This is a genomic window from Novosphingobium sp. PhB55 (assembly GCF_004368805.1).
Taxonomy (GTDB): Bacteria; Pseudomonadota; Alphaproteobacteria; order Sphingomonadales; family Sphingomonadaceae; genus Novosphingobium.
In genome coordinates this window covers 320,036-331,868 of the sequence record NZ_SODQ01000002.1, presented here as the reverse complement: position 1 = coordinate 331,868, position 11,833 = coordinate 320,036, and the positions used below count along the sequence as shown (strand labels likewise).

Here is an 11,833-nt window from a genome sequence, read left to right as displayed (position 1 = left end):
AAGAACCGGGCCTATGCCGGGCTTTCAGGCGTTGCAGAATTTGCGCCGATCAAGATGCTTTCGCCGCAACGGTGGGTCCCGGCCATCCCCGACGGGATGCTTTGCGAACGGGCGCTGCGCAGGAGGCAAAAAGAAAGCCGGCCACAAGGGCCGGCTTGGAAAGTCTTTGGGAGAGGATGCCTGAAAGGCCCGCTCTCTTTGGCCTCGGGACGGCGCGGCCACAATTGCAAATCACGCAACCATGGTTGCGTTCCGGAGCGAACCTCAGGACAAGGCCGAGGTTCCCAGCCCGGTCGGCGGGGATGGACGCCCACTTGGACGGTTCAGGACCAGCAATCCGCACAGGCCCGAAAGAACCGAGGGCAGGACGTAGGCCATGCGAATCGCGAGGCTGGCCGCTGCTCCAGCCGGGCCTCCGGCGTGGAAACCCGAAGCGCCGATCAACCAGAGGCCGAGCCCCGCGCCAAGGCCGAGCGCCAACTTCAGCGTGACGCTGGACAGGGCATAGTAGCTTCCCGACATGCGCGCGCCGCTACCCGCGCCCTTCTCGGCGACATCGGCCACCATGGCGCGCAGCAACATGTAGTCGATGCCCCAGGCCAGCCCGCGCAGTACCAGGAACAGTCCGAAGAGGGTCGTGCTTCCGGCCGGCACCAGCAGCGCCAACGGCATCGTCAGGGCCTGCCAGGCGAAGCCGATCGTCAGCACGCGGCGCCGTCCGAACCGGTCGGCCATCGTCGCCCAGAACGGCAGGGTGAACAGCGCCATGACCGGCTGGATCAGCATGAGCATGGCGCCCTGCCCCTTCAGCCCCAGCACGGGTTCGGCCAGGAACAGGAACGTACTGGCGGTGGAGGCGTCGGCAATGCCGCATAGCAGGTAGAGGAGGAGAATCCGCCGCAAGGCCGGGTCGCGCGTCATTCCGGCAAGCAGGCGCTGCAGCGACGCGCGGGACATGACGGCGTCGGCTGCCCCCGGCACGGCCGCCGGCTCCCGGAAAACCGCCAGGACGGTCAGCACCGTGATCGGCGCGGCGGCGGCGATGACAAGCCCCAGGGTGGCCGCCAGCGAACGGATGCCGAAGCCGAATTGCCGCTCCAGCAGGCCGATGAGTGCCAGCATGCCGATCGATCCCAGCACGCCGAACCAGACTTTCGCCCCCATGATGCGGGTGCGCTCAGCCTCGTCGTCCGACAGTTCGAGGCCCCAGCCGCCATGCGGGGTGACGATGAATGAATAGCCCATGTGGAGCACTAGGCTCGCGCCGATCACGCGGACGATCCCGGCGCCCGATGGTGCGAAAAACAGCAGGATCGCGCCGATGGGAACGAACAGCGCGCCGGCCGCCATCCATGGCGCCCGCCGCCCGAATCGCGTCTTCACATGGTCGCTGAGCCAGCCGAGTACGACGTCGGCAAAGGCGTCCATGATGCGGACCCCCAACATCAGGGCGCCCGCGGCGGCCAGAGTCACGCCCACCGATTGCGTCAGGAAAGCCGGCAGATAGGCACGCCAGGCCAGTTCGACGGCCTGGAACAGCAGCACGGGCAGCGAAAACACGGCCAGCCCGGCCAGACCCAGGCCTCGGCCCGGACCGGCGATGCCGGACTTGCGCCACACGCGCGAGGAAATGCCAGGGTTCACGCGCGAACGACTAAAGCGGCTCGATGACATTCGCGTGACCACGCCTGCGCAGAGCCTGTCCGGCGAAGTGCCGATACAAAGAAAATCCCATTTAGAGGAATTGCATTTCATTTTCCGTGCCGCAAAGCTAGTCTTCGTTCGGCGTGAAAGCACGCTCGACCGGGACGGGAGAAGGTTTTGCCGCAGATTCATCGCAGGATACGCTTCCCCCTGTTCCTTGCGGGTCTGGCACTGGCGCTGATCTCGGCTGTCGGGGTGGTCTCGAACACGTCCGCCAAATCCCGCGCGGCCGCGCCGCAATCCCCGGCCCAGGCACCGCTGCGCCTGCCGGACATGCCGCTGCACGATCCCTGGATCGTCGCGGACGCGAAAAGCAGGACGTACTACCTCTTCACCAGCAACGACGCCGCGATGACAGGCGACAGGCGGCTCGGCATCATGGTCTACACCAGCCGCGACCTGAAGCACTGGACCCGGCCGCGCATCGTCTTCTCCGTTCCGAAAGATATCTGGGCGGATGGCGGTGCCTGGGCACCCGAAGTTCACCGCTGGAAAGGGCGGTGGTACCTGTTCACCACGCTTCACAACGAAGCGCTCCCCCTGCCCGGGGCCGCCAAGCCGAAGGCACCGCGCCCGACTTATCGCCGCGGAACGGTGCTGGCCGTGGCCGACCGTCCAGAGGGTCCCTATCGCCTTGTCCGCAAGGGAGAACCCATTGTTCCGGCTTCCGAGATGACCCTCGACGGAACGCTGCATGTCGATGCGAAGGGCCGGCCCTGGCTGGTCTATGCACACGAATGGCTGCAGATGGGCGACGGCACGATGGAAGCCATGCCGCTCTCCGACGATCTGGCCCCGGCTGGCCCGGCTCAGAGGCTCTTCCATGCCAGCGAGGGCCCTTGGGTGCGGGGACAGAAGCAGCCTGCGGGCGATACCGTGTTCGTCACCGATGGTCCGCAGCTTTACCGCACGCGGACAGGGCGGCTGCTCATGCTCTGGTCCAGCTACGGTGAAAAGGGCTATGTGGAAGGGCTTGCCCGTTCGCGGACCGGCCTGATCGAAGGGCCATGGGAACAGCTCGGCACGCTGGTCGAGCGAGACAGCGGCCACGGCATGCTGTTCCGGGCCTTCGACGGGCGATCGATGATGATCGTCCACCGCCCGTTCCACAATGCGCGGGGCAAGCTCTACGAAATGCGCGATGACGGCGAACGGCTGACAGTGGTTCGCGAGGCCACCGAACTCGACGGCGAGACGTGCCCTACCCATACGTCGGCAAGCGACAGCCCCGCCGGCACGGCACCGTGCTGAACAGATCGGTGCCGAGGGGGCTTTAGCCCTCCAGCTTCTCCAGCAAGTCCACCAGCAGTGGCCGCAGGCGGCGGATTTCCTCGCGATGGGTCGCGCTGAGGGTCTCCAGCTTGCCATGCGCCAGCGGTGTCAGTTCCAGCAGGGCCTGCCGCTTGTCACTGGGCGAAGGTCGCCGCACGACGAGATCGAGCGTGACCAGGCGGTCGACCAGCCCCGTCGCACTGTGGGGTTTCAGGATTAGGCGCTCCGCCACATGTCCCACCGTCGCCTTACCCGGCGCCGCGGCGCGGATGACCAGCAAGGCCTGGTGCTGCTGCGGCGTCAGGCCGCATTCCGCTGCGCGCGTTTCGCTGAAGGCCTGGAACTCGCGAAGAGAGAAGCGGAAGGCCGCCAGCGCCGCATAGTCGGCATCGGTCAGTTTGGCGGGCTCGGAAGCGGCAGGATCGCGAGGTGAAGGCATCCTTCAAGTCCGCGCCATGGTGGCCTCCTGTCAATCTTGATAAATATCGTACTACGATATATGTGCGCCACACCATGTCTTCATCGATTCTCCAGACGCCCCATCGTCCACTCGCCGATCACAGCGCAGACCGCCGCATGCTCATGCTGGCCATGGCCGCCCTGGTCGTGGGAAGCGGCGGCGCACTGGGGGCCTGGGTGCTGCTCAAGTCGATCGCCATAGCCACCAATTTGTTCTGGTTCGGCCGCTTCTCTGCGGCGCCGGCCGCGATCACGGACAATGCGCTGGGCCTCTGGCTGGTGGCGATCCCGGTGGTCGGCAGCCTGATCGTGGGGCTCATGGCGCGGTTCGGCTCGGACAAGATCCGCGGCCACGGCATTCCCGAGGCGATCGAAGCGATCCTGTTCGGCGAAAGCCGCCTCTCGCTGAAAGTCGCCCTGCTCAAGCCGCTGTCCTCCGCCATCTCGATCGGCAGCGGCGGACCGTTCGGTGCGGAAGGCCCGATCATCATGACCGGCGGCGCGATCGGGTCGCTTTTCGCGCAATCGTTCCATCTCAGCGCGGCCGAGCGCAAGACGCTGCTGGTGGCCGGCGCGGCCGCCGGCATGACCGCGATCTTCGGCACGCCCATGGCCGCGATCCTGCTCGCGATCGAGGTCCTGCTGTTCGAATGGAAGCCGCGCAGTTTCGTGCCGGTGGTCCTGGCCGTGCTGGTGTCCTTCCTCTGGCGGCCGCTGCTGATCGACGCCGGACCGCTGTTCCCGGTGCACCATGCCGTAAATCTGAACTCCCTGCTTCTGGCCATCGCTCTCGTCATGGGCGCCATGACGGGAGCGCTGGCCGCGCTGCTGTCCTCGCTACTCTACAAGGTGGAGGATGTGTTCGAACATCTGCCGCTGCACTGGATGTGGTGGCCGGCGCTGGGCGGCCTCGTCGTAGGACTGGGCGGCCTGATCGATGCCCATGTCCTGGGCGCGGGATACGAGAGCATTCGCGGCCTGCTGGACGGATCGCTGGCCATCCGCGTGGCCGTGGCGCTGCTGCTGGTCAAGGCGACCGTCTGGCTGGTGGCGCTCGGCTCGGGAACCTCGGGCGGCGTGCTGGCCCCCCTGCTCCTGCTGGGCGGCGCTTCCGGCTTCCTGATCGGCCACTATCTGCCCGGCGGCAGCGCTCTCTGGGCCCTGGCAGGCATGGCGGGCATCCTCAGCGGCGCAATGCGCGCGCCGTTGATGGCGGCGCTCTTCGCCGCCGAACTGACCGGCGATTTCGCGATGTTGCCGCTGACCCTGGCCGCCTCGGCCGGCGCCTATGCCGTCAGCGTGCTGGTGATGCGCCGCTCGATCCTGACCGAGAAGATTGCCCGGCGCGGCCGGCACATCCTTCAGGAATATACCGTGGACCCGCTCGACTTCCTCCAGGCCGAGCAGGTCATGACCCGCGCGCCCGAGACCCTGCCCGAGGCGATGACCGTGGCCGGGGCCATGGCCTTCTTCGACGGCGACGCGCGGCATCGCAGCTATCCCGTGGTCGACGGGCAGGGACGGCTTTCCGGCCTGCTCTCGCGCTCGGACATCCTGCGCTGGCGGGTGGACGGAGCCCCCTCCTCCGCCTCGCTGGGAGAAGCCCTGTCCGACGCCTCGCAGCCCAGCGGGGCGCCGACGGACCCGCTGGCACGGATCGCCGATCTCATGGTGGAATCGGGTTCGGGCCGGGTGCCGATCGTCGATCCGGCCACCCGCAAGGTCGTGGGCATTCTCACCCGGCACGACATGCTCAAGGTCCGCCATCACCATCGCACCCTCGAACGCGACCGCAGCCAGCGCCGGGCAGGCTAGGCAAGGGGCGAGGCGGGGCGAGGCCCTCCCTCGCGTCCCCCGCGCGCTTGCCAATATCGCGCGCTGCGCCATAAGGCCCGCATGAACCAGGCCACCGTCACGCGCGAGACTTTGCTGGAGCCCTGCAGCGAAGGCCCTCGGACCCTGACCGAATGCACGCTCGACGACGGCGATTTCTCCGGCATCGACCTGACCGACATCACGTTCGAGCGCTGCTCGATGAAGCGCGTGCGTTTCGACAGCGCCACCCTGACCGGCGCGCGTTTCCGGAACTGCCGGGGCGCGGAGGCATCCTTCGTGCAGGCCGATCTCGCCGATGCGGTGATCACCGGATGCGATTTCAGCAACGGCCTGTTTCGCCGCGCCCGAATGACCTCCACGCGGCTGGAAGGCACCAAGCTGACCGGGGCCGACCTGACCGATGCCGGCCTGCTGGGCGCGACTTTCGCCGAAGTCCTGCTGTCTTTCGCCAAGCTGCCCGGCATGTCGTTCCGCAAGGCCCGCCTCCAGCGCATCGACTTTTCCGAAGCGGACTTGCGCAAATGCGACTTCCGCCTGGCCGTGCTGGAGGACTGTTCGCTGCGCAACGCCAGTCTCGACGGCTGCCGGTTCGAGCAGGCGGACTTGCGCGGCGCAGACCTGGGCGGCATCGAACTGCGGGATGCCCGCCTGTTTCGCGGCGCGGTGATCTCCCGCGTGCAGGCGGCGGAACTGCTGTCGCAGCTAGGGCTGGAAGTGCGCTGATCCGGGCAACGGGGCGCAAACGGATATGCGTCTTTCGTCGTAGCGCCCGCCTTCTTCGTTTACCTGCGGGACACTTGCGCTAAAGGCATAGTCCAATGTCCAGACATGACGCCAGCAGGCCCAAGCCTCCCACCCTTCACGACGTAGCGGAACGCGCGGGGGTTTCGGCCATGACCGCCTCGCGCGCGCTGAACGGGAAGCCGCGCGTCAGCGCCGAAACGCGTGAGGCCGTGGCCCGGGCCGTGGCCGAGCTTGGCTATGTGCCGAACACTTCGGCCCGAATGCTCGCGGGCCGCACCGTGCGGCGGATCGCGCTGCTGCACGGCGGCGCCACGACTTCGGCCTATCTGGGCGAACTGCTGCTCGGCGCGCTTAACGAGGCACCGGCCCGCAACGTCCATCTCACCGTCGAACAGTGCCCAGAGCGCGCCTCGATGGAGGAACTGGTGGCCCAGATCGTCGAGGCGCATGTTGCCGGGGTGATCCTGCCCCCGCCGCTCTGCGACCGGCACGAGCTGCTCGCCGGGCTTGCCGCCGCCCGCATCGCGGTGGTCGCCGTGGCGCCGGACCAGGAGGCCGAAGCCATCGCCTCGGTCTCCACCGACGACCGGGGTGCCGCTTACGAGATGACCCGCCACCTCATCGAGCTGGGCCACCGCCGGATCGCCTTCGTGGAGGGCACCAATCGTCACCGCAGCAGCACCCGGCGCCGCCACGGCTACATGGATGCCCTGCGCGACCATGAGATCCCGGTGGACGAGGAACTGATCGTCGCCGGAGACTTTTCCTACCGCTCCGGACTGATCGCGGCCGAACAGCTGCTGGCGCGCGCCGAGCCGCCCACCGCGATCTTCGCCTGCAACGACGACATGGCCGCCGCCGCCGTCACCATCGCGCACCAGCACAAGATCAGCGTGCCGGGCGAACTCTCGATCTGCGGCTTCGACGATACGCCCCTGGCCGACGCGATCTGGCCGCGGCTGACCACGATCCGCCAGCCAATCAAGGAAATGAGCCAGAAGGCGATGGAAATGCTCTGCGCCCGGCTCTGGCCCGAGGGGCAGGACGAGTTGGACGCGCTGCCTCAGCATCTCCACCTTCCCTTCGAATTGCGCCGCCGCCAATCGGACGCCGTGCCCCGGATCGACCGTTGATCGCGCCGGACGGCATCCTGATCCGCCCCTTCGTTCCCGCCGACCGGCAAGGGGTGATCGGCGTGATCCTGCCGATCCAGCGCGAGGAATTCGGCATTGCCATCACGGCCGAGGACCAGCCTGACCTCGACGCGATCCCCGCCTTCTACCAGAGCGGCAAGGGCGCGTTTCTGGTCGCCGAGGACCGGGACCGCATCGTCGGCACGATCGGGATGAAGGACATCGGCAGCGATGAGGGCGCGCTTCGCAAGATGTTCGTGGCCGCCGCCCATCGCGGCGCCGCTTCCGGCACCGGCCTGGCCGCGCGGCTGCTGGAAGCGCTGCTGGAGCTTGCTGGCGCGCGCGGCATCCGGCGCGTCTATCTGGGCACGACCGACAAGTTCGTGGCCGCTCACCGCTTCTACGAAAAGCACGGGTTTTCGCCCTGCCCGCCCGAAACCTTGCCAACCGCCTTCCCGCGCATGACCGTGGACACCCGGTTCTACCGGCGCGACCTGAAGGACTGACACCCGCCCGCCGACAGTTCCGCCGCGCCGGTTTCAGGCCCTATGCCCCTCAGGTAATGCCCTCATGATCGAGGTGCAGGTAGTTCGGGTTGAACAGCGCCACTGACATCAGCCGATCGAGATCGAAGACTTTCAGCCGCTTGTTCCGCAGCTCTATCAGCTGGTCCCGGCGCATCTCCTGGATCGTGCGATTGACGTGGACCTGGGTAAGGCCCGTGGCTTCGGCGATCTCTGACTGGGTCAGCGGGAATTCGCATTCGTCGTCATCGGTGCGGCCCGTGGTGCGCAGGCGTACGAACATCTCGCAGAACAGATGCGCTATGCGCTCGTAGGCCGTGCGCTGCCCGATATTGGTGGTCCACTCGCGCTGGATCGCCACGGTGACCAGCTCGTTCCACCACAGTGCCTGGGCGATGCGAGGCGATCGCTCCATGATTTCCTGAAACTCGTTCTGCGAGATTTCCGCCAGCTTCACCCGCGTCACCGTCGAAAGCGAATGGTCCATCTGCTTGAGGATGAAGACATTGGCATCGCACAAGTCGCCGGCGATGAAGAACGAAAGTATCTGCCGGCGCCCGTCCGCAAGCTGCTTGTAGCGCTGCGCCCAGCCTTCGAGAATGACATTGACGAAACGCGGCCGCTCGCCTTCGCGGATGATATCCTGGCGGGGTTCGAGGATGCGGACACGCCGTTGCAGCGCTTGGGTCAGGATTTCGCGGTCAGCACTGGCGAGCCTGACAAAAGCGGAAAGGTGCAACGTCAATGAATTTCCGGTCCCCGAGAGAAGGTTATGCCCTTCCTTGCGCGGTCCCCAACGGCGCCACATTCACATGCGTTAATCCCGAGCGACGCGCCCGCCACTCTGCAGAATCTTATCGGCTCCCGCCGGGCGCGATCCCCTGAACGCGCCAGGAGGACTTTGCAGGTCAATAACCTAGATCAAAGCATGGGGGGATTTTCAGGAGTAGCGTCCATCGGTCGCCAATGCATGCCGTGCATTCGAAGCTATCGGCGAAATCACCGGCGCGCTTCGAAGTGACCGATTGGAGAGCCCATGTCCGCCGAACTTGCCGACATCCATGTCCTTGTCGTGGAAGATGAATATCTCATCGCCGTCGAACTGGCCTCCGCCCTGGAGGACGAAGGCGTCGCGGTGATCGGACCGGCCTCATCCCTGGCCGAGGGCGAGCAGTTGCGGCGGGCCGCCGGCCGCATCGACGGTGCGATCCTGGACATCAACTTGCGCGGCGAATCCGTGTTTCCCCTTGCCGACACGCTGCAGCACGATGCCGTGCCTTTCCTGTTTTCGACCGGATGCGACGCGCGCGAGATCCCGGACCGCTTCATCGACATTCCCCGCTGCGAGAAACCGACCGGGAGCGCCGAAATCCTGCGCGAATTCACCCGGAACCTCCGACGCCGCCGCGAGGCCGTCACTCCGTGATCGGGGCCAGGTTGACGGCAGACTGCTTGCCGTTGCGCGCCACCTGAACTTCGAACCGCAGCCGCTGACCCTTGGTCAGTTCAGGCAATTGCGCGGCCTGGACGGCGGTAAGGTGGACGAAGCAATCCTGCCCGCCTGCATCGGGGGAAATGAAGCCATACCCCTTGGCCGCGCTGAAAAAGACCACAGTCCCACTCGGCATGATCGCCCCCCAACTCCCCCCACCGGGGTAGCGACTGCGCGCCGGTCGTCTATAATCCATGATATAAACGACGCCCGCACTGCCGGCGCCGGGAAGCATCAGATCGCCTTCACCTCCAGGCGAACGGTGATGACAAATTCCACCGAACGGTCCTCGTTATGAACGGAGACCAGCAACTGGCCATGATCCAGCAGGGCCGGATCGTCCTTCAGCAGTTCCCCGGCGAAACGCACGGCCTCCCGGCGCGCCACGTCCTCGTCGAGAAGCTCCGTCCCGGCCAGGTCCAGTTCGCGGACACCGTTCGTCACTCTGAAAAAGTAGCGCATTGCCGTCGACCTTCCGCCTCATGGAAAGAACGACGCGACGACGCGTTTCGTGCCCGGCCGATCAGCTCCGCCGGTAGATGTGGAGATAGTTGGGATCGAACTCGGCGATTTCCCTGAGCCTTTGCGCATCATGGATGGTCAGCGTGCGATCGGTCAGGGAGATCAGCCCTTCGCCGCGCATGCGCTGGATCACCCGGTTGACGTGAACCTTGGTCAGCCCGATCGTATCGCCCAACTGCTCCTGGGTCAGCGGCAGGAAGAACTCGTTGCCGGAAGCCAGGTCTACCTGCTGCATCCTCAGCCACATCTCGCAGAACAAATGGGCGATGCGGCTATAGGCATCGCGCTGCCCCATGTTCACCAGCCATTCGCGCAGCACCGCCTCGTCCACTAGGGTCGACCAGAACAGCGCCTGCGCGATGGCGGGGTGCTCGTCCAGGATCTGCTGCATCTCGGCCCGCGAAATGGAGGCCACTCGCGCATCGCTGAGCAGGCCGATGGCATGGTCCATTTCCTTGAGGATGAAGATGTGGATGTCGCAGAGGTCGCCGGGGATGAGGTAGGCGATGATCTGGCGGCTGCCGTCAGGCAGGATCTTGTAGCGATAGGCCCAGCCTTCCACGAGCAGGAACACGTCGTCCGGCCGGTCGCCCTCGCGGATGAGATCGGTACCCGTGCGATGCTCCCGCGTCCGGGCCACGAGGCGATTGAGCAGGTCCACGTCGCCGTCGTGAAGTTTCACGAAGCTTTCCAGCTTCCGCAGGAGGGGATTGCTCAAGATCGTTCCTCGCCCAGCCGGATGGAATCGCCCGGCGCCGGCGGCCAGCCTATTCCCATTTCCACCCCCTGTCTGCCTAATGCGTGGCCTCCTGCCGGGGGTACCGCGGCTTCTGGCATCACGGGCGCTGGACAGACGCCAGGCCGAGCCAACCCGCCATGCGCTCCAGTTCCTCCGCCAGCGCCTCCCCTGCATGGCCGGGAGCGTCGGGCTCGAAATGGGTGGACTGCACGATCAGCCGGCCGGCCTGCCGGTCGGCCTTGAGATCGACACGCGCGACCAGGCTGTCGCCCAGTAGGAACGGCAGGACATAATAGCCATGCCGACGCTTCTCGGCCGGAACGTAGATCTCGATCCGGTAGTGGAAACCGAAAAGCCGCTCCGTGCGGTCGCGCGCCCATATCAGCGGATCGAAGGGCGCCAGCAGGGCGCGGGCCTCGATCCGGCGAGGACGGCGAGCGTCGCGGTGCAGCCAGGCATGGCGCCACCCCGGAATGTCGACGGGGACCAGAATGCCGTCCTCCGCCAAGGCGCGGATGGCGGGCGCCGCCTGTTCCGGCGACAGGCGGAAGTAGTCTCGCAATTCGGCACCGGTCGCAATGCCGTGCGCCGCCGCCGCCTTCTCGATGAGCGCGCGGTACGCATCGGCATCGGCGGGCGTGGGAAGCGAAAGCACCTCGCCGGGTATGACGCGCTCGGTCAGGTCATAGACCCGCTCGAAATTGCCGCGGCGCGTGGCGGTGGTGATATGGCCCGCCCAGAACAGCCATTCGAGCGCGCGCTTGGTGTCGCTCCACTCCCACCAGCCCGACTGCCCCCGGTGCGCTTCGAAGTCCGAAGTGGCGAGCGGTCCGTCCAGGCGGATGCGGTCGAGCAGGGCCATGGCCTCGGGCCGGCGTTCCCGTGCATAGTCGCGCATCCGGGTCCAGCCTGCCTCGCCGCGATCGGCCTGTGCCATGCGCCAGCGCAGGAGCGGATGGGTTTCGAAGGGCAGCAGCGAGGCCTCATGCGCCCAGTATTCGAACAGCTTTCGGCCGCGCACACGTCCCGCGCCGGCCTTCGCTCCCGCGCCGATACCCCAGGCCAGGCGATCGAGGTCCGCCCGGTCATAAGCGCCGATCCGCGAGAAAGCCGGAAGATAGTGCGCGCGGGAAAGCACGTTCACGCTGTCGATCTGAAACAAGTGGAGGCTATCCAGCACGCGCCGCAACCGGGCCGGGCCGGGCTGCGCCGGATGCCTTGCTGCAAAACCCTGTGCGGCGAGCGCGATGCGCCGCGCCTGGGGCAAACCGATGCGCTCCAAATCCGTCACTCACCCACGCTAGGCGGTAAGGCGCCGCCCCGTAAAGGGCATGCCGTGAAAATCGGCGCTGGAGCGGGATCCGATCCTGCTGCGTCAGTCCGACCGCTCTAAGGTTTTGGATTGCCG

Annotated in this window: 13 protein-coding genes; 6 read left to right on the top strand and 7 right to left on the bottom strand. The window is 66.4% G+C overall.

From position 1 onward, the window contains the following. Positions 1 to 264: 264 nt before the first annotated feature. Positions 265 to 1,644: an MFS transporter gene (locus EDF57_RS05910; RefSeq protein ID WP_166675186.1), complete on the bottom strand. Its 1,380-nt coding sequence runs from the start codon at positions 1,642 to 1,644 to the stop codon at positions 265 to 267. A gap of 177 nt (positions 1,645 to 1,821) precedes the next feature. On the opposite strand from EDF57_RS05910, the gene EDF57_RS05905 reads away from it, so the two are divergent. Beyond that, complete coding sequence (locus EDF57_RS05905; RefSeq protein ID WP_243840902.1) at positions 1,822 to 2,955, top strand: glycoside hydrolase family 43 protein; 1,134 nt, start codon at positions 1,822 to 1,824, stop codon at positions 2,953 to 2,955. A 22-nt stretch (positions 2,956 to 2,977) separates the two neighbouring features. On the opposite strand, the gene EDF57_RS05900 is transcribed toward EDF57_RS05905, so the two are convergent. Next, the gene (locus EDF57_RS05900) at positions 2,978 to 3,415 is read right to left on the bottom strand and encodes a MarR family winged helix-turn-helix transcriptional regulator (RefSeq protein WP_134093455.1); all 438 of its coding nucleotides are present in this window, start codon (positions 3,413 to 3,415) and stop codon (positions 2,978 to 2,980) included. Between the two features lie 74 nt (positions 3,416 to 3,489). Between EDF57_RS05900 and EDF57_RS05895 the strand changes: the two genes are divergently transcribed. From EDF57_RS05895 to EDF57_RS05880, 4 genes are all read left to right on the top strand, one after another. Next, on the top strand, positions 3,490 to 5,250 hold the full coding sequence (locus tag EDF57_RS05895) for a chloride channel protein (protein ID WP_243840901.1): 1,761 nt from the start codon (positions 3,490 to 3,492) through the stop codon (positions 5,248 to 5,250). Between the two features lie 81 nt (positions 5,251 to 5,331). Continuing rightward, positions 5,332 to 5,994, top strand: a complete 663-nt coding sequence (locus EDF57_RS05890) for a pentapeptide repeat-containing protein (RefSeq protein WP_132267454.1) — start codon at positions 5,332 to 5,334, stop codon at positions 5,992 to 5,994. 95 nt (positions 5,995 to 6,089) lie between these two features. Then, positions 6,090 to 7,148, top strand: coding sequence for a LacI family DNA-binding transcriptional regulator (locus tag EDF57_RS05885; protein WP_134093454.1), 1,059 nt, complete (start codon positions 6,090 to 6,092; stop codon positions 7,146 to 7,148). Beyond that, the gene (locus tag EDF57_RS05880) at positions 7,145 to 7,654 is read left to right on the top strand and encodes a GNAT family N-acetyltransferase (RefSeq protein WP_243840900.1); all 510 of its coding nucleotides are present in this window, start codon (positions 7,145 to 7,147) and stop codon (positions 7,652 to 7,654) included. Before EDF57_RS05885 ends, EDF57_RS05880 begins: the two co-directional genes overlap by 4 nt. Before the next feature lie 49 nt (positions 7,655 to 7,703). Here EDF57_RS05880 and EDF57_RS05875 read toward each other — a convergent pair whose 3' ends face one another. Beyond that, positions 7,704 to 8,417 carry a Crp/Fnr family transcriptional regulator gene (locus tag EDF57_RS05875; protein WP_207913027.1) on the bottom strand — a complete coding sequence of 238 codons (714 nt, stop codon included), beginning with the start codon at positions 8,415 to 8,417 and terminating at the stop codon, positions 7,704 to 7,706. Positions 8,418 to 8,708: 291 nt separating this feature from the next. On the opposite strand from EDF57_RS05875, the gene EDF57_RS05870 reads away from it, so the two are divergent. Continuing rightward, complete coding sequence (locus tag EDF57_RS05870; protein WP_134093453.1) at positions 8,709 to 9,098, top strand: response regulator; 390 nt, start codon at positions 8,709 to 8,711, stop codon at positions 9,096 to 9,098. Here the strand turns inward: EDF57_RS05870 and EDF57_RS05865 are convergent. The 4 genes from EDF57_RS05865 to EDF57_RS05850 all read right to left on the bottom strand — a co-directional run bounded on the left by EDF57_RS05865 (position 9,088) and on the right by EDF57_RS05850 (position 11,716). Then, entirely contained in the window at positions 9,088 to 9,300 is a 213-nt protein-coding gene (locus tag EDF57_RS05865) for a cold-shock protein (RefSeq protein ID WP_208324798.1), read from the bottom strand. The genes EDF57_RS05870 and EDF57_RS05865 overlap by 11 nt on opposite strands. 98 nt (positions 9,301 to 9,398) lie before the next feature. Next, positions 9,399 to 9,608, bottom strand: a complete 210-nt coding sequence (locus tag EDF57_RS05860; protein WP_132267464.1) for a hypothetical protein — start codon at positions 9,606 to 9,608, stop codon at positions 9,399 to 9,401. Between the two features lie 79 nt (positions 9,609 to 9,687). Then, on the bottom strand, positions 9,688 to 10,404 hold the full coding sequence (locus EDF57_RS05855) for a Crp/Fnr family transcriptional regulator (protein ID WP_207913029.1): 717 nt from the start codon (positions 10,402 to 10,404) through the stop codon (positions 9,688 to 9,690). A gap of 118 nt (positions 10,405 to 10,522) precedes the next feature. Then, positions 10,523 to 11,716, bottom strand: a complete 1,194-nt coding sequence (locus tag EDF57_RS05850; RefSeq protein ID WP_134093450.1) for a crosslink repair DNA glycosylase YcaQ family protein — start codon at positions 11,714 to 11,716, stop codon at positions 10,523 to 10,525. Positions 11,717 to 11,833 lie beyond the last annotated feature (117 nt).

Bases quoted from the DNA above. Each gene is read 5' to 3' on its own strand.
- EDF57_RS05890 (WP_132267454.1), top strand. From the start codon at position 5,332: ATGAACCAGGCCACCGTCACGCGCGAGACTTTGCTGGAGCCCTGCAGC.
- EDF57_RS05900 (WP_134093455.1), bottom strand. From the start codon at position 3,415: ATGCCTTCACCTCGCGATCCTGCCGCTTCCGAGCCCGCCAAACTGACC.
- EDF57_RS05870 (WP_134093453.1), top strand. From the start codon at position 8,709: ATGTCCGCCGAACTTGCCGACATCCATGTCCTTGTCGTGGAAGATGAA.
- EDF57_RS05865 (WP_208324798.1), bottom strand. From the start codon at position 9,300: ATGCCGAGTGGGACTGTGGTCTTTTTCAGCGCGGCCAAGGGGTATGGC.
- EDF57_RS05885 (WP_134093454.1), top strand. From the start codon at position 6,090: ATGTCCAGACATGACGCCAGCAGGCCCAAGCCTCCCACCCTTCACGAC.
- EDF57_RS05895 (WP_243840901.1), top strand. From the start codon at position 3,490: ATGTCTTCATCGATTCTCCAGACGCCCCATCGTCCACTCGCCGATCAC.